Annotated in this window: 26 protein-coding genes; 15 read left to right on the top strand and 11 right to left on the bottom strand. The window is 68.8% G+C overall.

Features of this window, described 5'->3' with window-relative positions; genetic code table 11:
• Window position 1 precedes the first annotated feature (1 nt).
• Entirely contained in the window at window positions 2–1,228 is a 1,227-nt protein-coding gene (locus ACWEFL_RS26550; protein WP_451717055.1) for a DUF418 domain-containing protein, read from the bottom strand.
• 772 nt (window positions 1,229–2,000) lie between these two features.
• Between ACWEFL_RS26550 and ACWEFL_RS26545 the strand changes: the two genes are divergently transcribed.
• The gene (locus ACWEFL_RS26545) at window positions 2,001–2,699 is read left to right on the top strand and encodes an NAD(P)-dependent oxidoreductase (protein ID WP_451717054.1); all 699 of its coding nucleotides are present in this window, start codon (window positions 2,001–2,003) and stop codon (window positions 2,697–2,699) included.
• A gap of 50 nt (window positions 2,700–2,749) precedes the next feature.
• Here the strand turns inward: ACWEFL_RS26545 and ACWEFL_RS26540 are convergent, their stop codons facing one another.
• From ACWEFL_RS26540 to ACWEFL_RS26520, 5 genes are all read right to left on the bottom strand, one after another.
• Window positions 2,750–3,463, bottom strand: coding sequence for a TetR/AcrR family transcriptional regulator C-terminal domain-containing protein (locus tag ACWEFL_RS26540; protein ID WP_451717053.1), 714 nt, complete (start codon window positions 3,461–3,463; stop codon window positions 2,750–2,752).
• 230 nt (window positions 3,464–3,693) lie between these two features.
• Window positions 3,694–3,897 carry a hypothetical protein gene (locus ACWEFL_RS26535; RefSeq protein WP_451717051.1) on the bottom strand — a complete coding sequence of 68 codons (204 nt, stop codon included), beginning with the start codon at window positions 3,895–3,897 and terminating at the stop codon, window positions 3,694–3,696.
• On the bottom strand, window positions 3,894–4,283 hold the full coding sequence (locus tag ACWEFL_RS26530) for a hypothetical protein (RefSeq protein WP_451717050.1): 390 nt from the start codon (window positions 4,281–4,283) through the stop codon (window positions 3,894–3,896). The genes ACWEFL_RS26535 and ACWEFL_RS26530 overlap by 4 nt, the downstream gene beginning before the upstream one ends.
• A 142-nt stretch (window positions 4,284–4,425) precedes the next feature.
• A complete protein-coding gene (locus ACWEFL_RS26525; RefSeq protein WP_451717048.1) occupies window positions 4,426–4,758 on the bottom strand; it encodes a hypothetical protein in 333 nt (110 codons plus the stop codon).
• The gene (locus ACWEFL_RS26520; RefSeq protein WP_451717046.1) at window positions 4,755–4,997 is read right to left on the bottom strand and encodes a hypothetical protein; all 243 of its coding nucleotides are present in this window, start codon (window positions 4,995–4,997) and stop codon (window positions 4,755–4,757) included. Before ACWEFL_RS26520 ends, ACWEFL_RS26525 begins: the two co-directional genes overlap by 4 nt.
• 181 nt (window positions 4,998–5,178) lie before the next feature.
• Here ACWEFL_RS26520 and ACWEFL_RS26515 point away from each other — a divergent pair, with 181 nt between their 5' ends.
• The gene (locus ACWEFL_RS26515; protein WP_451717044.1) at window positions 5,179–6,024 is read left to right on the top strand and encodes a helix-turn-helix domain-containing protein; all 846 of its coding nucleotides are present in this window, start codon (window positions 5,179–5,181) and stop codon (window positions 6,022–6,024) included.
• The gene (locus tag ACWEFL_RS26510) at window positions 6,003–6,293 is read left to right on the top strand and encodes a DUF397 domain-containing protein (protein ID WP_451717042.1); all 291 of its coding nucleotides are present in this window, start codon (window positions 6,003–6,005) and stop codon (window positions 6,291–6,293) included. Before ACWEFL_RS26515 ends, ACWEFL_RS26510 begins: the two co-directional genes overlap by 22 nt.
• Before the next feature lie 144 nt (window positions 6,294–6,437).
• Here the strand turns inward: ACWEFL_RS26510 and tgmC are convergent, their stop codons facing one another.
• From tgmC to ACWEFL_RS26495, 3 genes are read right to left on the bottom strand one after another with little or no spacing between them, the layout of a single operon-like run.
• Window positions 6,438–7,562: an ATP-grasp peptide maturase system methyltransferase gene (gene tgmC / locus ACWEFL_RS26505; protein WP_451717040.1), complete on the bottom strand. Its 1,125-nt coding sequence runs from the start codon at window positions 7,560–7,562 to the stop codon at window positions 6,438–6,440.
• Window positions 7,559–8,515, bottom strand: a complete 957-nt coding sequence (gene tgmB, locus ACWEFL_RS26500; RefSeq protein ID WP_451717038.1) for an ATP-grasp ribosomal peptide maturase — start codon at window positions 8,513–8,515, stop codon at window positions 7,559–7,561. The genes tgmC and tgmB overlap by 4 nt, the downstream gene beginning before the upstream one ends.
• Before the next feature lie 12 nt (window positions 8,516–8,527).
• On the bottom strand, window positions 8,528–8,749 hold the full coding sequence (locus ACWEFL_RS26495) for a putative ATP-grasp-modified RiPP (RefSeq protein WP_451717157.1): 222 nt from the start codon (window positions 8,747–8,749) through the stop codon (window positions 8,528–8,530).
• Between the two features lie 349 nt (window positions 8,750–9,098).
• Between ACWEFL_RS26495 and ACWEFL_RS26490 the strand changes: the two genes are divergently transcribed.
• From ACWEFL_RS26490 to ACWEFL_RS26435, 12 genes are all read left to right on the top strand, one after another.
• Complete coding sequence (locus ACWEFL_RS26490) at window positions 9,099–9,860, top strand: helix-turn-helix domain-containing protein (protein ID WP_451717036.1); 762 nt, start codon at window positions 9,099–9,101, stop codon at window positions 9,858–9,860.
• Window positions 9,857–10,189 carry a PCC domain-containing protein gene (locus ACWEFL_RS26485; RefSeq protein WP_451717035.1) on the top strand — a complete coding sequence of 111 codons (333 nt, stop codon included), beginning with the start codon at window positions 9,857–9,859 and terminating at the stop codon, window positions 10,187–10,189. The genes ACWEFL_RS26490 and ACWEFL_RS26485 overlap by 4 nt, the downstream gene beginning before the upstream one ends.
• Window positions 10,190–10,578: 389 nt before the next feature.
• Entirely contained in the window at window positions 10,579–10,782 is a 204-nt protein-coding gene (locus tag ACWEFL_RS26480; RefSeq protein WP_451717033.1) for a hypothetical protein, read from the top strand.
• Window positions 10,766–11,287, top strand: a complete 522-nt coding sequence (locus tag ACWEFL_RS26475) for a DUF6879 family protein (protein WP_451717031.1) — start codon at window positions 10,766–10,768, stop codon at window positions 11,285–11,287. Before ACWEFL_RS26480 ends, ACWEFL_RS26475 begins: the two co-directional genes overlap by 17 nt.
• Window positions 11,284–12,114 (top strand): helix-turn-helix domain-containing protein, encoded by an 831-nt coding sequence (locus ACWEFL_RS26470; protein WP_451717030.1) that lies wholly within the window; start codon window positions 11,284–11,286, stop codon window positions 12,112–12,114. The genes ACWEFL_RS26475 and ACWEFL_RS26470 overlap by 4 nt, the downstream gene beginning before the upstream one ends.
• 415 nt (window positions 12,115–12,529) lie before the next feature.
• Window positions 12,530–12,760: a DUF397 domain-containing protein gene (locus tag ACWEFL_RS26465; protein ID WP_451717028.1), complete on the top strand. Its 231-nt coding sequence runs from the start codon at window positions 12,530–12,532 to the stop codon at window positions 12,758–12,760.
• 85 nt (window positions 12,761–12,845) lie between these two features.
• The gene (locus tag ACWEFL_RS26460) at window positions 12,846–13,328 is read left to right on the top strand and encodes a hypothetical protein (protein ID WP_451717027.1); all 483 of its coding nucleotides are present in this window, start codon (window positions 12,846–12,848) and stop codon (window positions 13,326–13,328) included.
• A gap of 543 nt (window positions 13,329–13,871) precedes the next feature.
• Window positions 13,872–14,810, top strand: coding sequence for an ROK family protein (locus tag ACWEFL_RS26455; RefSeq protein ID WP_451717026.1), 939 nt, complete (start codon window positions 13,872–13,874; stop codon window positions 14,808–14,810).
• Window positions 14,810–15,985 (top strand): N-acetylglucosamine-6-phosphate deacetylase, encoded by a 1,176-nt coding sequence (nagA, locus tag ACWEFL_RS26450; protein WP_451717025.1) that lies wholly within the window; start codon window positions 14,810–14,812, stop codon window positions 15,983–15,985. The genes ACWEFL_RS26455 and nagA overlap by 1 nt, the downstream gene beginning before the upstream one ends.
• A 358-nt stretch (window positions 15,986–16,343) precedes the next feature.
• On the top strand, window positions 16,344–17,270 hold the full coding sequence (locus ACWEFL_RS26445) for a 1-phosphofructokinase family hexose kinase (RefSeq protein ID WP_451717023.1): 927 nt from the start codon (window positions 16,344–16,346) through the stop codon (window positions 17,268–17,270).
• Window positions 17,271–17,585: 315 nt separating this feature from the next.
• The gene (locus tag ACWEFL_RS26440) at window positions 17,586–18,500 is read left to right on the top strand and encodes a class II fructose-bisphosphate aldolase (RefSeq protein ID WP_451717021.1); all 915 of its coding nucleotides are present in this window, start codon (window positions 17,586–17,588) and stop codon (window positions 18,498–18,500) included.
• A 275-nt stretch (window positions 18,501–18,775) separates the two neighbouring features.
• The gene (locus ACWEFL_RS26435) at window positions 18,776–19,015 is read left to right on the top strand and encodes a hypothetical protein (RefSeq protein ID WP_451717020.1); all 240 of its coding nucleotides are present in this window, start codon (window positions 18,776–18,778) and stop codon (window positions 19,013–19,015) included.
• Window positions 19,016–19,083: 68 nt separating this feature from the next.
• Here ACWEFL_RS26435 and ACWEFL_RS26430 read toward each other — a convergent pair whose 3' ends face one another.
• Window positions 19,084–20,067, bottom strand: a complete 984-nt coding sequence (locus ACWEFL_RS26430; RefSeq protein WP_451717018.1) for a carbohydrate-binding protein — start codon at window positions 20,065–20,067, stop codon at window positions 19,084–19,086.
• A 187-nt stretch (window positions 20,068–20,254) separates the two neighbouring features.
• A complete protein-coding gene (gene cdgB, locus ACWEFL_RS26425) occupies window positions 20,255–21,916 on the bottom strand; it encodes a diguanylate cyclase CdgB (RefSeq protein WP_451717016.1) in 1,662 nt (553 codons plus the stop codon).
• Between the last annotated feature and the right edge of the window lie 238 nt (window positions 21,917–22,154).

Genomic DNA, 22,154 nt, shown 5'->3' with positions numbered 1-22,154 from the left:
GTCAATCGGAACTCCGCTGGCCGACGGGGACGGGGGTGTCGTCCGCCCGTTTCCGCCCACGGCGGAAGGGGGCGTCGCCCGCGGCTCGCCAGACCAACTCGAATGGCCCCTGCCGGTGGTGCCGCAGCCACCAGGACGCGGCGGCCATCAGCAGGGCGCTGATCGCCGCCCAGGCGACCAGCGTGCCCACGGCGCCCAGCGCTCCGAGACCGAACGCCCAGGGGCTGAAGATCACCAGGGCCACTACATTCTGCAGCATGTAGCACGACAGCGCGGTCTTGCCGACATCGGCGAACCGGCGTGCGACAAAACCGGAACTCCCGAAACGGCGCAGCAGGATGAGGCCGAGCCCGAGATATCCGAAGGCCACCAGGGGAGCGAAGACGTAGCGCGACAGATCGAGGGCGAGGTCCTCCGCGCCCGGCAGTGGGGTGACCCGCCACAGCGACAGCGGCACCCCCGTGCCCAGCCCCCACAACGCCAGCCGGCGGCTCAGCGTCCGTGCCCGCTCGTCGTCCCGGAACAGGCCCCGCCGCCACAGCAGCACCCCGGCGAGGAAGAGGGCCGCGGACAGCGGCGGGGCGATGACGAACGCCTCGTAGCGGCCGTTCCAGAAATCCTCGATCCGCATCACCACCTCATCGAGATAGCCGACGTCGGGGGCGCCGGCGCCCGTGTCCACGTTGTTCTTCAAGTCGTCGGGCGTCGGCTCCGGGGAGGTCTCGCGGCCGGACGATTGCATCCCCTCCGCCCGGCGGAACTCCAGGGCCAGGTGCACCGCCGTGGCGAGCGCGGTGGCCACGGCGAGCCAGCGGTCCCGCAGCCGCAGCAGCGGAGCGACGACCATCGCGACCAGCGCGTACCCCATGAGAATGTCGAATGAGACGACGAGTGCGAAGTGCAGGAAGCCGTCCGCCAGCAGCAGCAGCGCACGCCACTCGTACCGCCAGGGCCAGCGAAGCCCCTGCCGCATCGCCGACTCGAACTGAATCGCTATGCCGACGCCGAACAGAATCGACAGAAGCCCCAGGAACTTGCCGTTCGACACCACACCGGACAGTTCTTGGATTCGCTGCTGCCAACTGCCTGGACTCGTACTCGTCCACGAGCCCGGATCGAACTCCATGGGGACGAAGATCCAGATATTGGTCAGCAGGGTTCCGATGATGGCGACGCCGCGCAGGACGTCGAGGGACGGAACACGTTGGGAGGAGGGGGATTTGGACACACTCCGACGCTAGGTTCCAGGTCCCCGCACGGGCCTCGGCCGACCGAAGGGGATCACCTCATCACTTCGGGGGAGAAGCCCTCCCTCCTGGGCGGTTGGCGCGTCAGTCCGGTTTTGCGATCCATACAGCGGGTTCGTCGTCGGTCCGTTGTCGGTAGTGGCCGCATGGGGCTGATGCCTGATGCCTGATGCCTTATGCCGAGTGCCTGACGCTTGATCAGGTGCCGGGTGCCGACTGCCTGATGCAGGATGTCTGATGCCAAGCGCCCGATGCTCGATGCCAGGTGGCGCGATCAGGTGCCGAGTGCCTGATGCCCCATGTCTCATGCCCCATGCCGACTACCTGATGCAGGATGCCTGATGCCGGGTGCCTCCAAGTCGGCACGTAGGCGCGGGTCCTGGCCGCAGGCTTCGTCGCCGGTCACCCAGGACACGGTTTTCAAGGCCGCAGGTGCGCCGCACGCCGGCGGCCAGGTCCCGCCACTCGATCCCCCACCCGACGGTGGTACGTTGATCTGGCCCTAGAACAACGTTCGGGTGTTCGATCGATGTCCGATTCGGCTCGTCTTCCGAGGCGCCAGACGGGGACCGACGGGCACCGGGAGGGCGGCGGGACGCCCGCCGAAGGCACGGGGACGCCCCCATGCACGGCCGGGTCTCCCCTGCGTCACGGACGCGAGGCACCGCGCCGCACCCCTTCCCGTGTCCCGGTGGACATCCGCGCAGCCACACGCCCGCAGCCACACCATGTCGTCCCGCACAGGAGGAACACATGAAACTGGTCATCTTCGGCGCAAACGGCCCGACGGGCCGGCTGGCCACCGAACAGGCACTCACCGAAGGCCACGAGGTCACCGCCGTGACCCGCAGGCCCGACGCGTTCCCGCTGAGCAGCGCCCGGCTGAGCGTGGCCGAGGCGGACATCCTCAACGCCGAGCAGGTGCACCGCGTGGTGGCCGGCCATGACGCAGTTGTCTCGACCGTCGGCATCCCGTACACCAAGGAGCCGGTGACCGTCTATTCGCAGGGCACCGGGAACGTCATCACGGCCATGCACGCCCACGGCATCCGGCGGCTGGTCTGCGTCAGCTCGATCGGCGCCAACTACGAGGACGCACCCGGCGAGAAGTTCGTCTTCCGCAAGGTGATCGTGCCGATCCTGCTCAAGATGGGCCGCCCCCTCTACGAGGACACCAGCCGTATGGAGGACATCGTGAGCGCCAGCGGCCTGGACTGGACGGTCGTCCGCCCCGCCGGTCTCTTCGACGCCACGACCGCCACCGACTACATCGTCAGCCCGTCCCGTCACCCAGGCTGGTTCACCTCGCGGCGGGACCTCGCGGACGCGCTGGTGCGCGAGGCGGTCGACAACCGCAACGTCGGCGCCCGCGTCGAGGTCATCACCACCCAGGGCGTTCCCAGCTACTTCGAGGTCTTCAAGAAGGAAGCGCTGCACATCGGCAAGAAGTGAGCCACACGAAGAAGACCCGGTCCCGGCAAGCACCACGACGGGACCCTCAGTCAGTCGATGGCGGGGAGCTGGGCCTCCAGGCCGTCGAGGACGACCTTCACCCCCAGGCGGAAGTTCTCCTCCCAGCCCTCGTCGAGCATGTACTCGTACTCCACGAGCGTCGGGAACTTGTCCTGCTGCCGCCTCAACTGCTCCTGGGCCGCCATGCGTTCGTCCTTGGGCCACTGGAGGTTGGACTGGCTCGCGGCGGAGCCCAGGACGTGGTTGTACAGCAGCCAGCAGACGGCCTGTGTCTGCTGTGCGTTGAATCCGGCGCGCGACAGTGTCGCCTGGAGGAATTCCAGCCACGCCAGGAAGTTCGGCCCGATCGACGGTCGCTGACGCAGCGGCAGCGCCGCGGACCACGGGTGCCGCACAAGCATGGCCCGACAACCGGAGAGAAGGGCTACGACATTCTCCTGCCAGTTTCCGTCCTGCCCGTCGGGGAGCGAGGCTTCGACGAAGATGGCGTCGGTCGCCAGGTCGACGACGTCGTCCTTGGTGTCGATGTGCCAGTACAGCGTCGTGGCCCCGACGCCCAGACGCTCCGCGAGACGGCGCATGGTCAGCCGCTCCATGCCCTCCTCGTCGAGCAGGGCGATGGCCGCCTCGGTGATGCGCTCCCTGGACAGCGGCGGCTCGTGGCGCGGCGCGGGCGATCGGCGCAGCCAGACACTCTGCCCGGAACCCGAGCCCGTACGACCGCCTCCCCGTGACTTGCCCACGCTGACACCCACCAACCTTTCGCGCTCATCGTACGCGGGGGAGTCCAGCGTCGCCGTCTGACCTGTGGGTCTGGCCGGGACCGTACTGCCACCGGCCGAGGCCGCGGCACATCGCCCGCCGGAAACGCACCGAGCCGGTGCCGCCCCGCCGAACGATGTGTCGCGGCTTCCCCTGCACACGGGTCGTCCCGATCGCGAACGGTCCGATCACCGGCGACCGCCCGCTCCCGTCAGGCGTCCCCGTCCAGCTCCCCCGGCGTCGGGCCGAGGCAGAGTCCGGGTGCGCAGTCGGGACACGCGTACAAGGTCGTCCCGGCTCCGCTGGGGCGTGGGACCCACCGGACCGCGACCGGAGCGGTGGTGAGCCTGCCGCAGTGGCAGCAGTCGGTGCCGGGGAGGGCCGGGGGCTCGCCGGTGAGGCTGTCGGCGGTCATGCGACCGCCGCCACTGTGACCGTACGGCCGCCGGGCAGGACGCGTACTCCATGGATGACGGCCGGTCCCGCGTCGAGACCGCGTATCGCCATCTCCAGTACCCAGCGCCGTTCGGCCTGCGCCCGCTCCTCCGGAGAGTCCGGGCGCGGGCGGGGCGAGGCGAGTACATAGGGCCGTACCGGGTCGATCGTGTCCGTGAACGGCAGCTTCTCGGCGACTTCTTGGGCGTACGGGCTCCGGTGGGCCGGAAGGGCCACGTGCCGGGGCGGCTGCGGTACGGCGGGGGCCGGGGCGGGCGGCACGGTCACGGCTCGGTGCCGTCCGCCGCCGCCGGTGAACAGAAGAGAACTCAGACGCGCGACCGCGCGCAGGATAAGGTCCGTCATGTTCGTCAGCTCCTTCGAAGCTGATGGGCCACGCCCCCGGACGTTCGTAGCGTCGCGGGGGTCCGCTTGTGGCGTGTTCGTTGTGGTGGCGTGTCCGGGCGCGATCCGCCCGGCGTTCCTTCCGCGCGGGTGCCGTGGCCGGTCACCGGGCAGCAAGCTGCCCGAGGTCCCGTTCGGCGACCTGAATGCGCACCAGGCGGTCCAGCTCGGCGACGCACAGACCGCAGGCGTACACGTTCCCGATCCCGCCGGGGCTGCGTACGGAGCCGACCCAGAGCACAGGCTCGTCTTCGCGGCGGCAGAAGAACCAACAGCGGCCGGTCACCCAGGCGTTGCCGTCGCCGGCCCGCGCGGTGTACGGCCATCCGTCCCGCCACGGGAAGCGCGCGGCGGAGACTGCCGGGCCCTCCGGGAGAGCCGGAGCCTCCGGGACCTCTGAGGTTTCCGGGTGCAGGGCCCTGGCGTGGGCGCTCACCGCCGTGCCGCCCCTCGATCGGTCCCCTGCTCGATGACCGCCGCCAGCGCCAGCGCGACGGACGGGGAACAGCGGCCCAGCTCCACCAGTGGAAGCGGGACCGCGGACGCGTATGTGTACGGGTCCACGCCCAGCGAGGGCAGCCGGATCCCCGCCCGTTCGAGCGCGGCGGCGAGCGCGTCGCGGGCCTCCTCGGCGTTCCTGATCTTCTCGGCCGCACTCCAACGATCCGTCGCCATCTGTGTTCGCTCCGATCCTGACATTTCCCCGTTTGCTGATATACGTCACGGGAGTTGGGCTACTCTGCGTGTTCCGGGCGCTACGAAGCATGGCCCCGGAATCGGGGAACGAACGTCAGAATCGGGCCGTAATTCCACACCGGACGGCGCTAGTTCCACACCTTCCACGGAGGGGAACCCCATGCCGCCGAGAAGAGCCACCACCGACCGCAGCCGGGTGCCGCGCCAGCGGTTCGCCGAGGAGCTTCGGTTACGCCGCACCGAGCGCGGCGAGAGCCTGCGCAAGCTGGGCGAAGTGCTGGGCTGGGACTGGTCGTTGTTCGGCAAGATGGAGAAGGGCGAGACCCTGGGCGGCCCGGAGGTCGTCGAGGCGCTGGACCAGCACTACGGGACGGCGGGGATGTTCCTGGCGCTGTGGGAGCTGGCGGTCGCGGACACGACGCAGTTCAAGGAGCAGTACCGGAAGTACATGAAGCTGGAGCAGGAGGCTGTGAGTCTCTGGCACTTCGGGGTGAGCAGCGTGCCCGGAATGCTCCAGACCAAGGGATACGCGAGTGAACTGCTTGCCGGGGGTGGCGGCAATGGCAAGGAGCTGGACAAGCATGTCAAAGCACGGCTCATCCGAGGCGAGCTGCTGACAGGCCCCATGGGGCCGCAGTTCCGCACCATTCTCCATGAAGCGGTGCTGCGCATGGCACTACGGAATCCGAATGCCTGGCAGGAGCAGCTAAGGCACTTGATAGCCGTGACTGAGCTCCCGAACGTGGCGGTTCAGGTTGTACCGTTCAGCGCCGGTCTCCACAGCCTGGACAGTACTGCCGTGATGTTCCTGCGGCTCCCAGAAGGGCGGACCGTGGCCTACACGGAGAATGCCCATCGTGGCGAACTGATCCAAGAATCCTGCTCTGTTGAGCGTCTTCAACTCGCATACGATGCAGTACGCGACCTGGCGCTGCCCCCGGCCGAGTCGCGGATCTTCATCTCGCGGATGTTGGAGGAAGTGCCGTGCGACGACCCATCGACCTGAGTGCCGTCACCTGGCGCAAGAGCAGCCACAGCAACACGGACGGCGGTGCATGCCTGGAGGTCTCCGACGACTTCCTTACCGCCGCCGCGTGGCGCAAGAGCAGCCACAGCAACTCCGACGGCGGCGAGTGCGTCGAGATAGCCGACAACCTCGACGCCATCGTCCCCGTACGCGACAGCAAAACCCCCCAAGGCCCAGTCCTCGTCTTCCCGGCGGCCGACTGGTCCGCCTTCGTCACCGCCCTCACACGCGGAGACCTCACGCCCTGACCCGAAGGGCACACCGGGATCCGGCGGATCGCTGCCCCAGCGGTCCGCCGCCCCGTAGAGAATTCAAAGCCGTCCACCACCCCCGTCCAAGCAGAGGGCCCAATCCCCCCTCCGGGCGTACCGTGCCCGACGGGCCAAGTGCGGCTATCCCCAGGACAGGCGCTGACCATCCGGCCCGACGTGCAGACGTAGACGCTCGGCAGTCGGCTCGCCCGCATCGCGCCATCTGGCGAGTTGGTCGGTGATGGCGTCCCAGAGCCGTACGGGGCCGCCCTGCCGAACCATCCATCGCGCGCCGTCCTGGTACACGGCGGCCCATGCCCCTGCTTCCACGTCGATGACGACATGTTCGTCCCGGCCGTTGCGAGGCAGTGTGAAGCGCTGAGCCCGTGGGGCCGCGAACTGTGCGACGAAGCGGGCTGTCCAGTCGTCCAGGACGTCACCGCCAACGGTGGTGGGGACTGCCTCCGCTGAGTCGAGATCGGGCAACATGCCGAGTGCCGGGGGGAGGTGCGGTCGCGCGAGGATGAACGAGACCTGCCCGCCCAGAACGGGGCCACTTGCTGTTCCGTCTTCCGCCACGGTCAACCGGACGAGTTCGGAGGCGTTCATCCAGCCGCAGACCGTGACGAGGACCTTGCCGCCCGCGCGGGTCTGAGCGATCCATTCGGCGGGAACCGTATGGACACCGCAGGTGGCGATGACCCGGTCATAGGGCGCGCCGTCCTGGTGGCCCTTCAACCCGTCACTAACGACCAGTTCGGGCCAGTAACCCAACTGTCCGAGTGCGACTCCGGCGCGGGAGGAGACGTCCGCGTCCACCTCGACAGTGGTCACATTCTCATCGCCGGCCGCATGGGAGAGGAGAGCGGTCGAGTAGCCGGTACCCGTACCGATTTCGAGAATCCGATGCCCTTCGGACACTCGCGACTCCTCAAGCATGCGCACCACCAGTCCCGGAAGGGTGGACGACGAGGAGGGCCGGTGCGCGATGCGCCCCTCGACCTGACGCGGGAACACCGACTCCGCCACCTGCGTGACGAGCGTGTCGTCCTCGTATACGCGCGGCAGCAGTTCGGGGCTTTCCGCGAGAAGGACCGGACGATACCAGCCGCCCTCCTCGTACTCGAACCATCCGTGGCCCAGAAACGCCTCACGTGGCACGGCCCTGACGGCGGCTTCCCATCGCGGACTTCTCAGCGCACCCGATGCGCGGAGCCGTCGCGCGAGACCCGCGCGCAGCGATTCCGCATGAGCGTCATCGGTCATGTCGTCCTCTCGCCGTTCTCTAGCAGGTCCGCGATTGCGGCGGTGATGGGCAGTCCGGCTGCGGCTTCGAGCCAGGCCCATTGACCATTGGGGTTGCATTCCAGGAACCACCACGCACCGTCAACGGTCTCGGCGAAGTCGAAAGCACCGAAGCGGAGACCGAAGTGTGCGAGATAGTCGAGAAGTAGCGGTCGTAACTCGTCCGGGCACGGGATCGGGTCGTAGCTCAGATTCCGGTATTCTGCACGCCAGTCCACCACACCGGGCGGAGAGGTGATACGTGCGCAGAAGACCCGATCGCCGACAACGACCGCGCGCACGTCGGCTGTCTTGGGTACCTGAGCCTGGAACAGGTGCGCGCAATGGCTCACGGTGCGATCCAGATCCTCAAACTTGACGGGCGCGGCCCAGATGCCGGCCGGTTCGCCGTCAACGTCGTACGCCCCGGCGTGCAGGGGCTTGTAGATGCTCGGCTGCCGGGCGCTGAATGCCTTGGCTTCGGCCGGGTCGTTCGTGATCAGTGTCGCCGGGACCGTGAATCCTGCTCTGGATGCCGTGGCGAGCTGGGCAGGCTTGTATTCGGCTCGGGCGATTGCCTGAGGGTGGCTGAGGTACAGGCAATCCGACAGCGCCGCCAGCACTCCACCGAAGCCACGTCTGTTCTCCTGCGCCGAGAATCGAGCGGCCTGATTGTCTTCAGCCTGTGTGAAAACACTCGGCCGCCGGTGATAGAGGGCTCGTATCCGTGCGAGGTCTGCCGTTCGTTCCCCCACTGAGATGCGGCCGCTCCAGCCTCCGGGCCCCATGCGTGCGACGACTCCGGCGCGGCTGGGAAAGTCGCGTCCGGGATCAAGTCGCAGTACGGGCACCCGGCGCCGGTTCAACTCGGCGATCACCAAGTCGGCTGTTGCGTCCTCATGCTCTGTTGCGACCAGCACCGGGAATTCGTTCACGCCCGCTGTCTCCTAATCCTGGGTGGCGTCCTGACCACTGTCGGCGTCGATCTTTCCGTCCTTTCCGACCTGAGTGGGCGGATACGTGTTCACGGAAGTGCCGTGCTTTCCGAGTTCGGCGGGGCTCATCACTCCGTCGCTTCCAGCCCAGCGGCCGGTCTGTGTGTGGGGGTCGATTCCCACGTAGCGCCACGGAGACTGCTCACCGTTCCGGAGGGGTTCCATGCGGCGCATTCCCCATGGAACCGAGGAGACAGAGGCATCCGGACTGGTGGAGTTGCTGATCAATTTTCCTCCTTGGCCGACTTTTACCCAGTTCTTTTGATTCCGGCAGGGGAATGCTCTGCAGCCATTCCACTCCGGGCGGGGGCTCTTGCGAGGCGGGGTGTCCGGCTCCGGTGTATCGCAGGCCGGTTCCCGTCCACCCTCGACGGGACGAATACTCCAGTGTTCAGCCCTGCCGGGGGTGCGTGAGGCGGCCCCTTACGGCAGGTGATGGCGCGACCTCCTGATGGAGGCTTCCTCAAGGGTGAACCCTGCCGAGTCAACTCCGGAGGGGCATTTCGGGGGGCATCATGTGCCCATGCCGATGGGAGAGTTAATCCGTAGTCGGCGTCTCGCCAGGCAGTGGACACAGTCCCAGCTCGCCGACCAACTGGCCACTTCCTCATGTGACCCCAACGGGGCTCCGGGCCGAGACGCGGTCAAGCGGTGGGAGACGGGGAAGGTCATCCCCGGCAAGCACTGGATCAGGCACCTGTCCCAGGTGCTGGGCGTCCCTGACAGGGAACTGACGGCGGAGGCCAAGCTGGACCGTCTGAACCGACGGGCCTTCCTGGGAGTGTCCGCCCTGGCCGTCAGACATGGCGATCCGGCCTCGGACATGGCGGCCAGCATCGCCGGGTGCGACCCAGGGCCCCTGGCCCGCGTCCAGACCACCTACGGCGCGGACATCGTCACCGCATCACTGACCGACAAGGGGTCCACCGCGCACCTGCGCCGGTGGATGCTCGATGGCGACGTACCGATCCTGCGCGTCAACGCGGCGGGCATTCTCGCCAAGGTTCCCGGGCAGGGCCAGGCCGACGAAGTCGCCCGCGTCCTGGCACACGACGAGGAGGTCCGCAACCTCTATATGAGGGCTGTGACCTCCCGCGTCTGTGCAGTGGACTGGACGACCGGGGGCCGGATCGTCTCGCAGCCCGCTTCCTACGGGCACCGCGCGGACTTCCTCGCCGCCCGCTTCGCGAGGGAAGCCCTCAACCCCCGTGACGCTGGTGCCCGCTGGTGTTCCTCCGTCATGCTGCGGGAACTGAGCCCGATGATCGGGCGGAGTCCCGCGTGATCGTCTTTGAAGTCCCCGAGGGTGAGTTCGTCGGCGAGCTGAACCGCCAGGCCGCCGAGGCCGGGATCACCGATGCGGCGATCGTCTCCCTGATCGGAGCCGCCGATTCCTTCACCCTCTCCACCATGCCCGAGGACGACGCGCTCAAGGACACCATCACCGCGTACGACCTGCCCGGAGAGATGACCGGCACCGGCGAGATCCGCAACGGTCTCGTCCACCTCCACGTCGTCATGGGCGTCGTGGGCGACCGCAGCATCGCAGGACACCTCCACGAGGCCGTCATCGGCACCCACTTCGCCCGTGCCTACGTCATCCCCACCACCTGACCGCACCCCTGCGTCGAGAGGTTCGCACCGCCGGCCCCGCACCGTGGTCCGGATATGGCCAACGTCATCGTGAGGATTTCGCCGAGCGCGGGCGAACCGCGCTCGCACCTATCGCCGGAGTCCAGTCGGCGTACGCACTTCCACCCGCAGCATGTGCGGCATCGCGCCGCGACCGAAAGCGGCCACGGGACACGCACGGCGGGATGCCCGGACAAGGGTCGGACAAGGGTGGGGGGCGGGGCCGGACGGGACTACGGAGCCGTACAGGACCGCAGAGCGACACGCTGCCCGGTTTCCTGTTCTCTCAACGGTGTTCCCTTGACCCTCGCATCACCGGCTCGGGAGTATCGAACTCAACACAGTCACAGACCTCGGAACAGAGGAACGACATGGCACTGACGCGATTGGTCGGGGAGTGCGAGAAGGGCACCTGTGCCGCTCTGTACTCCATCGACGGCAGCGGGGACCTACTCGTTCAGGGCTACGACGTAGACGAAACGGAGACGGGCGGTTTAGATATCCCGGCCGGTGAATCCGTCGTCCGAATCCCCGCCCACGTCATCGAGAGGTACGCACGTGAATATCTCGCCTGACGAGTTCGAGAAACTCTTCTCGGACTTCCAACGGGAAGCCTTTCGACTGGAGACCCTGAACGACTACAGCGGGTCATCCGACGCAGAAATGATTCGGGCATTCCTGGCCGGTGAACCCCAGCCGGACGACTACAACCAGGAATGGGTGGACGAGGTACGCGGAAACACTGCGGCCGGGAAGCGCATGTACCGCGTACACATCCTCTCCCGCCCCCTCACGGACTATCTCAGGTTCGAGCTCGGCTGGGGCTATGGAAAGAACGTGACGGCTGGTGAAGAGTTCTTTATCCTCGACACCACCGACCAGCCGAACCCCCTCGAAGGGGTTCCCGACTTCTGGATTTTCGACGAATCCTCCGTGGTCTCCATGACCTACGGAGCAGGCGGGGAGTTCCTCGGCGCGCGATCCCACTCGGACGCTTCGGAGTGGATTGAGCATCGGGACATCGCCCTGGGGCGTGCCGTGCCGTTCACCGAGTGGTGGGAGCGGTACCAGGAAGAGTGAACGGAACAGACCTCGGCAGAGCGCTGCGGAGACTACGGGAGACCAGCGGGAAACAGGCCAAAGTCGTTGCCCGCAGCGCTGTCATGTCTCCCAGCAAACTCAGCAAGATCGAAAACGGTGCGCTGGCGCCGAGCGTTCTCGATGTGGAACGCGTCCTCACGGCCCTGGGAGTGTCCGAGGAAGTCAAGGCCGAGCTGACCGCAGCGGCCAGAAGGGTGTCCACGGAGGCGACGGCATGGCGTATCTACCGCCGTACTGGCCTCCACAAACACCAGGAGACCATCCGAGCCATCGAGGCCCAGACGACACTGTTGAGGATCTTTCAACCCTCATGCATTCCCGGCCTGCTCCAGACACCTGAATACGTTCGAGGTGTACAGCAAGGGTCGCAACTGACCGACGACGCTCTGGAGAAGATGATCGGTGCACGTCTGCGACGTCAGGAGGTGCTCTACGACCGATCACGCGAATTCAGCTTCCTGATCACTGAATCTGTTCTACGGTGGAAGCTGATTCGAGCGCCGATGATGGCAGCACAGTTGGACAAGCTCATCACTATGTCCAGAATGCCGAACATCACCATCGGCGTGGTACCGCTGTCTGCGGCGATGCCATGCCTTCCGACGTCATCATTCGCGCTCTTCGACTTCCGAATGGTAATTGTTGAGATCCCACACGCCGAGATCACGACAAGCGAGCAACGAGACATCGAACTGTACGTTTCAAAGTTCGAGGACTTCGGACGGGTGGCCCTTTTCCGCGAGGATATGCGGACCCACGTCACTGGCATCCGTGATGACTTCTTGAGCGAACGGGAAACACCCTAGAACCATCGTCGCCGGAGGGCCACGATGGGTGGATGCCAAGCAACCCGAGAAAGCCGGACAAGCAGGACAAGCAGGTAAAGCCGGCCGTACGAGGTCGGCGAAGGGGGCCGGCCCCCGCCCGTCCCATATTCCGGGACGGAGAGACGGGCCGAATCCACAATCCTGTCCGGCCAATTCAGGGATGGGCGGCCTCGGCGGACACGGAAATGATCCTCCCGCCGTCAGAGGCGATCCTGCCGCGAGAGCGGTCGTCGGGAGTGGTGACCGGATTTCACTCCGCCCTTGACCAGTTGTTATCCGGTGGCAAGGGAAGCGTCCTCACGCCCTGCGTCGTCCTGGTGCCGGACGACAAACCGCAGGCGGTCCGGCCAGCCTCTCCACTTCTCAGTCACTGAATCCAGAAAGGTGCACATCCATGAGCGGAACCGACCTGTACGGCCTCGACGTCACCGGGGCGGAGTTCTCCCGGGCCTGCGGTGGCAACACCCACCCGGACGGCGAATCCTGCGTGACCCTCGCCCGTATCGCCATGGACGGGTGGGCGTTGGGAGACAGCAAGCGGCCGGGCGGTGAGCCGCTCAGGTTCACCACGGCCGAGTTGGAGGCGGCGGGCATCGATCCGGCGCGGTTCGGTCTCTCGGCCTGACTCACAGGACCCTCTCGACGGCGGCTCTCGCCCCTTCCCCCGCGGGTTGGGAGCCGCTTCTCCACTCGCCTGACGGGAAGCCCAGTTGCATATCCACGGCTATCTGTGGACCGGCCCCAGAGAACGCTTCGACGACGAGGGGCTGAGGCGACCCCCGTACCCCGACCCACCACCCACGGCGGCGGTCGGCGACACGGCGGCACAGCGGCTCGTGGACCGGTACCGGGAGGCGGTCGCCGAGTTCCCCGTGACGGACCTCCCACCCATCGAGACGGCTCATTGGCTGATCAAGCGACCGGCCCTGATCAAGGACACCTGGCAGGAGCCGAAGAACGCAGCGGACTGGCTGGGCCGACGACTGGCGGAGTGCGCGCCCCGATTCGCCTCAGCACACGACCGCGACACCACTCGGCTCGCGGTCCTGGTCTCCTCCGCCTCCGAGCGGCTTGCGTGGGGCGGCGACGTCTCCCACGGCTTCTACCTCGGGCAGGCCCAGTTCCTGTCCCTGGCACTGGTCGCGTGCTCTCCGAATCGTGCGGAGCCCGGCCTCGCCTGCCCGGCGGAATAGGCCAGGTGCTCACACAGGGTGACCAGGTGCCCGCGCCCAGGTGTACGCCTCCGCCTCCCGCCCCCGCCTGTGACCCGGGCCAGGCCGTACCGCCGCACCGCGCCGTACCCCCGTGATCCCCGCAAGCCCCCGAAGCTCCGTCCGGGCACTGCCCCGTACCCCCGACATCTCGCACTCACCCTCCGTCCTCACATCCATCCGGAGTGTCACCGACCGACCGCCCCGGCGAGCCGCCCCCCAGAGGGTCACCCCCGGCGGCGCGTGCCGCGGCGGACGGCTTTCCGGGCGCGAAGGCGGTCCGCGCGTCGCCCCCGCGCCGTACGCGCACCGTCGGCCGACCAGGGACGGAACCGGTATGGATCGGGCGAACCAGATGCGGCCGAACAAGCCGTTGAGCAATGGAAATTCGCAGTATTTGCAACCAGTGCGCGTCCCAAATCCCGGCAAACGATCCCAAAAAAAGCCCCCTGAATTTGTATGTCTACTCAACAATCCTGGCTAGTGGACTAGACCTTTCGGGTCCTCACCCGCCAGACTGTGCGCGTGAGACACGTCATCGCCCTCGATGTGGGCGGCACCGGCATGAAAGCCGCCCTCGTCGGGGTGGACGGGACGCTCCTCCATGAGGATCGGCGCGCCACAGGGCGGGAGCGGGGGGCCGATGCCGTCGTGCAGTCGATCCTCGACTTCGCCGAGGACCTCCGAAACTACGGCCAGGACCACCTCGGCCAGAGCGCCCTCGCCGCCGGAGTCGCCGTACCCGGAATCGTCGACTCCGACCTCGGGATCGCCGTCTACGCCGCCAACCTCGGCTGGCGCGACGTCCCCATGCGCGACCTGCTCAGCCGTCGGCTGCGCGGCATCCCCGTCGCCCTCGGCCACGATGTGCGCACCGGCGGCCTCGCCGAGGGCAGGATCGGCGCGGGCCTGGGGGCCGACCGGTTCCTGTTCGTGCCGCTGGGCACCGGGATCGCCGGAGCCATCGGCATCGGCGGCTCCATCGAGGCGGGAGCCCACGGCTACGCGGGCGAGATCGGCCATGTCGTCGTACGCCCCGACGGACCCGACTGCGGCTGCGGCCAGCGCGGCTGTCTGGAGACCCTCGCCTCCGCCTCCGCCGTCACCCGCGCCTGGGCCCAGGCCAGCGGCGACCGTTACGCCGACGCCGCCGACTGCGCCAAGGCCGTGGAGTCCGGCGACCCGCGCGCGATCGCCGTATGGCAGGACGCCGTCGACGCCCTCGCCGCCGGACTCGTCACCGCGCTCACCCTCCTGGACCCTCGCACCCTGATCATCGGTGGCGGCCTCGCCGAGGCGGGGGAAACGTTGTTCACACCGCTCCGGACCGCGGTCGAGGAGCGGGTCACCTTCCAGAAACTGCCCACCATCGTCCCAGCAGCCCTCGGGGACACCGCCGGCTGCCTGGGCGCCGGTCTGCTCGCCTGGGATCTGATCACCACCGACTCGGAGGTAACCGTCTAATGGCCGCACGCGCCGCACTCGCCGAAAGCGCCGCACGCGCCGACACCACGATCCTCACCGGCGCCCGGGTGGTACTGCCGACCGGGACCGTCCAGAACGGACGGGTGATCGTCGCGGGCTCGAAGATCGCCGGGACCGCGCCCGACGAGACGCCCACCCATGACCTGTCCGGCCACTGGATCGTCCCCGGCTTCGTCGACATCCACAACCACGGCGGCGGCGGCGCGTCCTTCACCGGCGGCACCGCGGAGGATGTGCTCCAGGGCGTGCGGACCCACCGCGAGCACGGCACCACGACCATCGTCGCCTCCCTCGTCACCGCCGATCTCGGCTTCCTCGCCCACCGCGCCGGCGCGCTCTCCGAGATCGTCGAGCAGGGCGACCTCGCGGGCATCCACTTCGAGGGCCCGTTCATCTCCCCCTGCCGCAAGGGCGCGCACAGCGAGGAACTGCTGCGCCACCCCGACCCGGCCGAGGTCCGCAAGCTCGTCGACGCGGCGCGCGGCACCGCGAAGATGATGACGCTCGCCGCCGAGCTGCCCGGCGGCATCGACTCCGTACGCCTGCTGGCCGAGCACGGCGTCATCGCCGCGATCGGCCATACGGACGCCACCTACGAGCAGACCGTCGAGGCGATCGACGCGGGCGCGACCGTGGCGACGCACCTGTTCAACGCGATGCCCCCGCTCGGCCACCGCACCCCCGGCCCGATCGTCGCGCTGCTGGAGGACGAGCGGGTCACCGTCGAGCTGATCAACGACGGCACGCATCTGCACCCCGCCGCCCTCGAACTCGCCTTCTACCGCGCGGGCGCGGGCCGCGTCGCCTTCATCACGGACGCCATGGACGCGGCCGGCTTCGGCGACGGCCACTACCAGCTCGGCCCGCTCGCCGTGGACGTCACCAACGGCGTCGCCCGCCTCGTCGAGGGCGGCTCGATCGCGGGCTCCACCCTCACCCTGGACACGGCGTTCAAGCGCGCCGCCACCGTGGACCGCATCCCGGTGGAGGACATCGTCCAGGCGATCTCGGCGAACCCGGCGAAACTCCTCGGCGTGTACGACACCGTCGGCTCGCTGGAGCCGGGCAAGAACGCCGACCTGGTGGTCCTGGACGAGCAGTTCGGACTCAAGGGCGTGATGCGACAGGGTGCGTGGGTCGTCGAGCCCACATAGGGTGAATCCGCTACGGAGTGGCACAGAACATGGCAAGGCGGTTGGCCCGGGGTCTGGGCCAACCGCCCTCTGTTTGGCATGATCAGGGCCGCACGAGAATCCGCACTGAATTTCGTACGACCGGACTGCCGGTGTGCCGGACTGCCGACGTGCCGGATCGCCGGTAGCCGGACTGCCCGGTGGCCGGATCGCCGGTGGCTGGGCCGCTGGTAGCTGGACCGCTGGTGGGCCGGACTGCAATGGACCGGACGGTCGGTGGGCCGGACCGCCAGGGGACCGGCGTCCGTACGGCCCGGCTCTGCCCGACCGCTCTACTGCCCGAATGCCCTACTGTCCGACGGTTCGAGGGGGTGCCGCGGTGATCCTCACCGTCACGCTGAACGCCGCGCTCGACATCACCTACCACGTCCCGGCCCTCGTCCCGCACGCCGTCCACCGCGTCGCCGAGGTCCGCGAACGCCCCGGCGGCAAGGGCCTCAACGTCGCCCGTGTGCTCTCCGCGCTCGGCCACGAGAGCGTCGTCACCGGACTGGTCGGCGGTACGGCCGGAACCGTACTGCGCGAACTCCTCGCGCCCCTCTCGCCGCACGACGCGCTCGTCCCCATCGCCGGAACCACCCGCCGCACGATCGCCGTCGTGGACGCGTCGACCGGCGACACCACCCGGCTGGACGAGCCGGGCCCCACCGTCACCCCCGAGGAGTGGGGCCGCTTCCTCGTCTCGTACGAGGCGCTGCTGCGGGACGCCGACGCGGTCGCGCTCTGCGGCAGCCTGCCGCCCGGCATCCACGTGGGCGCGTACGCGGAACTCGTCCGCCGGGCGCGGACCGCCGAGGTCCCCGTACTCCTCGACACCAGCGGCGAGCCGCTGCGCCGCGGTATCGCCGCCCGCCCCGACCTCGTGAAGCCGAACGCCGACGAACTGGCCCAGCTCACCGGAGCCCGTGAGCCCCTGCGCGCGGCCCTCGGCGGGCGGCGGCGGGGAGCGCGCTCCGTGGTCGCCTCGCTGGGCCCGGACGGCCTCCTCGCGGCCACACCGGACGGCATCTGGGAGGCCAAGGCCCCCACCCCGCTGAAGGGCAACCCGACGGGCGCGGGCGACTCCACCGTCGCCGCGCTGCTCGCCGGCCTCGTCGACGGCATGCCCTGGCCGGAACGCCTCGCCCGCGCGGTCGCCCTCTCGGCGGCGACCGTCCTGGCCCCGACGGCGGGCGAGTTCGACGCGTCGGCGTACGGGGAACTGCTCCCGCGGATCACGGTGACCGAACGCACGGCGGCGGCGTGAGCGGGCGCGGGGCCCGCGGGGCGGCGGGAGCGGCTGTGGGGGTTCGCCGCTCGGCCCGGTGCGGGTCGCCGTCCGGCGCGGTCACCCTGTGCACGGTCCGCCTCCGCCGTGGAGCGGTTCGCCATCCGGCCCGGCCCCGGCCGGAACCCGTCACCCGGCCGGGAACCCAGCGCCGGACACGGCGCATGGCACGGTTCGCCGTGGAGCGGTTCGCCGTGGAGCGGTTCGCCGCTCGGCGCGCGCACCCCTGGCCGCTGCTCGCCGTCCGGACCGGCCTCCCGCCCCGTACGTCCTCCAGCGCGGCAGGTGACCGACATGCCCCTCGTCCGTACCGGTGAACTCGTCTCGGCCGCCGCTGCCGACGGGCGGGGCATCGCCGCGTTCAATGTCATCACCCTCGAACACGCGGAGGCGATCGCCGCCGGCGCGGAGGCGGCCGGATCGCCCGCGATCCTCCAGATCTCCGAGAACGCGGTGCGCTTCCACGGCGGCAGACTGTCCGCCGTCGCCGCCGCCGCGACCGCCGTGGCCCGCGCCTCGTCGGCGCCCCTCGCCCTCCACCTCGACCATGTGGTCTCCCCCGGACTGCTGCGGGAGGCCCGCGCCGAGGGCTTCGGCTCGGTCATGTTCGACGCCTCGAAGCTGGGTTACGCGGAGAATGTGCGCGTCACCGCGGACGCGGTCCGCTGGGGCCGCGAGCACGGCATCTGGGTCGAGGCGGAGCTGGGCCGCATCGGCGGCAAGGACGGCGAGCGGGGCGAGCACGGTCAGCGAGCCAAGCCCGGCAAGGCCGACGAGGACGGCGGGGACAACCGGGTCCCGCTCGACGCGCACACCGCGGGCGTACGGACCGACCCGGACGAGGCCGCGGCCTATGCCGCCGCGACGGGCGTGGACGCGCTGGCCGTCGCGGTGGGCTCGTCTCACGCGATGACCGAACGGACCGCGGCCCTGGACCACGCCCTGATAGCCCGGCTCCGGGACGCCGTCCCGGTGCCGCTGGTGCTGCACGGCTCGTCAGGGGTCCCGGACGGCGAGATCCGCGCCGCCGTCGCGGTCGGCATGGTCAAGATCAATGTGGGCACGGCACTGAACACGGCGTACACGCGCGCGGTCCGGGAGTTCCTGGCGGCCGACGCCCGGACCGTCGACCCCCGGAAATACCTCGCCCCGGCCCGTGAGGCGATGGCCGGGACGGTGGCGGACTTCCTGCGGCTGATGAGCACCTGACCCGCAACGTCGCAAAAATGCTCATGCCTTCTACGTATCGCCAGAAGTAGCGTTCCATTCGATCGCATGTTCTAGAAGGGATCGATATGCGGAGAAGTGTTCTGACCACCACAGCGACTCTGACCGCCTCCTTAGCCCTGGGGGCCACGTTGACGGCCCCTGCCCACGCGGCACCTCCGGTCCCGATCGCACACGGGGCATGTGGCACAACAGGCGCCTCGGGCAGCGTGGAGATCCGGAATTGGCACGGCCCCGGCGCTAACGTCAACGTCAAAATGACCGTCAGGGATGTCTCCAACGACCGGTACCACGTGAAGATCCGGTTCGTCTCCAGAAACACCCATGGAACCCTCAAGCACTGGCAGTGGCGCTCGCACACCGGGGGCCCCAACACACAGAGGACCTGGACGACAACGGCCTCGGACGCCAGCGGCCTGTTCGACGCCGGGATTCAGGCGGCCACTTTCGACGGCAACACCTTGAGAAGCAGTTGCTACGCCTGGGCAGGATTCTGATTCTCGGGTCAAAACAAGATCCCTACCGCGATCGCGCGGTAGGGATCCACCCAAGGACTGACGACCCGTCAGCTAACTCTCCCCTTTTCGAGGCGGACCTGATCGAGCAGGGCCTCGCACTGGTCGCCCTGCTCGCAGGAGATCTTCAGGTCGTTCTTCCCCTCTTTGAGGGTGACGTAGGAGTAGGTACGGGTCCAGCCCTTCTCCCAGTCGCCCTCTCCGGCTTTCGCGAAGTTCGACATGTTGATGGAGCGCGGCGTTCCGTCATTGATCGTGAGCGAAGTCTTCGCGTCCTTGCCGGGCACGCTGTAGGTGATGAACATCGTGTACTCGCCGCCGGACGGCACCTGAACCGACCAGCTGGCCGACCCGCCGAGGCCGTTGAACTTCACATAGGCACCGCCGTCGCCTTTGGCACCCTGGATCTCCGTGCCCAGCTCAGCTGGGGAACCCAGCTTGAGCGTCGCGGCGTCCTGCCTGGGCAGCTCGCCGGGCATCTCCTCTTGCCTCGACGGCTCGTCGCTCGGCTTGACCGAGTCGCCCGCGGTCGCGCTGTTGGTCGGCTTGGCCTCGTTGCCCTTGCCCTTCTCGTCGCCGCTGGTCAGCAGCGCGATGCTGATGCTGATCACGACGACCGCGACGACCGCGAGCGCGCCGATCAGGAGGCCCTTGGTGTTGGGGCCGCGCCCGCCGCCGCGCCCGCCGGGCTGCTGCGCGGGCCCGCGGGGAGGCACGCCGCCGGGGTACGTCTCCGGCGCCGCGTACTGCGCGTTCGGCTGGCCGGGGCCCTGCTGCCCGTACCCCGGCTGCTGCGGGTGGTGCTGCGGGGGAACCTGGCCGTGGGCCTGGTGACCGCCGTACTGGCGCTCGCCGACCGTCCGCACCTGGTTATACGAGGTTCGGGGGACGCCGGGCTGCGCTGCGGGACCCGGGTAGCCGTAGCCCCGGCCCTGTCCGGGTGGTGTGGCGCCCGCCGCCTGCCCGTCCTCGTACAGGTAGCCGAACGGGTCGTCGTCCTCGGGCGTGGTTCCGCCGTTGTTCGCGGCCGTCATCCCTTGTCACTCCTCACCATGTCGCCAGCGCTACGCCGACGCGGGCGAGCCTACCCGGTTCGGAGTAACCGATTGTCTGGCGTTGACCCAATAGGCCGGACTTCACAGGGTCCCGGCCGACGGTCGCAACACCCGCGTACCACTTGAGCTTACGGCCGGACCAGGGAGCGGTCCGGGCCCCGGCGGGTCACCCCGCGCGGCGGTGCACCTTCGACCTCGACCGCTTCTCGACGTACATCCGCTGGTCGGCGGAGCGCAGCACCTCGTCGACCGTCATCCCGCAGCTCGCCCACCCGATGCCGAAACTCGCGCCGACCCTGACCCCGCGGCCGCCGACCCGCATCGGCTGGATGATCGCGTTCCGAAGGCGTACGGCGAGATCGGCCGCGTCCGCCGCGCCCAGGCCGTCCGCGAGGACGACGAACTCGTCTCCGCCGAGCCGGGCGACCGTGTCCCCTTCGCGTACGCCTCTGGTGAGCCGGCGCGCGACCTCGACCAGCACGAAGTCGCCGGTCTGGTGCCCGAACCGGTCGTTGATCGTCTTGAAGCCGTCGAGGTCGCAGAAGAGGACGGCGAGCCCTTTCCTGCCGTCGTCGATCTCGTCGTCGGGGGCGATGGTGTGGATGTGATGCGGGTCGAAGGGATGGCTGGGGTGCCCGAAGTCGAAGCCGTCGGCGTTGAAGATCGCCTCGGTCTCCGCGTCGTAGAGGGCGTCATGGGCCGCGTCCATCGCGCCGACGGCCGTCCCGCGCGGGGCGGTCTGCGGGTGCTGCTCGCAGAGTTTGGCGCTGAGCCGGGCGCGTAGTTCGGCGCTGTTGGGCAGACCGGTGAGCGCGTCGTGCGAGGCCCGGTGGGCGAGCTGGAGTTCGTGGCGCTTGCGGTCCTCGATGTCCTCGACGTGGGTCAGCAGGAAGCGGGGGCCGTCGGCGGTGTCGGCGACGACGGAGTTGCGGAGCGAGACCCAGATATAGGTGCCGTCCCGGCGGCCGAGGCGGATCTCGGCCCGTCCGCCCTCGGCGGAGGTGCGGAGCAGGGTGCCGACGTCCTCGGGGTGGACCAGGTCGGCGAAGGAGTAGCGGCGCATCGCGGACGCGGGCCGGCCGAGGAGCCGGCAGAGGGCGTCGTTGGTGCGCAGCAGGCGTCCGTGCTGGTCGCCGCCCATTTCGGCGATCGCCATGCCGCTGGGCGCGTACTCGAACGCCTGCCGGAACGACTCCTCGCTCGCGCGCAGGGCCTGCTGTTCGCGTTCCAGGCGGACGAGTGCGCGCTGCATGTTTGCTCTCAGTCGGGCATTGCTGATCGCAATGCCCGCCTGGGACGCGTACATCTGGAGTGCTTCCTGGCCCCAGGGGCCGGGGCGGCGTCCGTTGCGGGGCCGGTCGACGGAGATGACGCCGAGGAGTTCACGGCCGGAGGCGGAGGCGTACATGGGGGCGTAGAGGCGGTCGCGCGGGTGCCACTCGTCCTCGAAGCGGGGCTCGGGGCCGTCGGTGTGCCACTGGGGGACGTCGTCCTCGATGAGCACCCAGCCCTCGGTGTGCGGGATGAAGCGGAGTTCGCCCCACGCCTCGCCCATGGAGAGGCGGCGTTCCCAGGACGGGCGGGAGCCGACCCGGCCGGTGATGAGGGCCTCGGCCGCGGCGCTGCCGGCGAAGGCGGCGACGACGAGGTCTCCGTCGGGGCGTACGAGGTTGACACAGGCCAGCTCGTAGCCGAGTCCCGCCACGATGCCGTCGGCGACGGTCTGCAGCGTGTCGGCGAGGCTGCGCGCCATGTTGAGGTCCGCCACGACCTTGTGCAGCTGTCGCAGGGTCGCAAGACGGACGTAGGGCTCCGACTCGGTCTCCATGCTCGCTCTCCCCGAGACCTCGACAGCAGACTCCAGGTATCTCTTCGGCCTTCGTGCGGCGGTCTTCTCGCGGTCGTCTCGCGCTCTGGCCACGCGCGGCTTCCCGGCCACTGAATCACAGCGAGCTGTCCCCCCGGTACACAGGGTCAACAAATACCGTCCTCTGTGACTCAAGTCACATCGACTGATGAGCGTCGGGGGGTTCCGAATGGAAGTGCTTTTGGCTCTTACCAGCGTT

This window comes from Streptomyces sp. NPDC004838, from assembly GCF_053600955.1.
The sequence above is the reverse complement of the archived record's forward strand: the minus strand, read 5'-3'. Positions and strand labels throughout refer to the sequence as shown.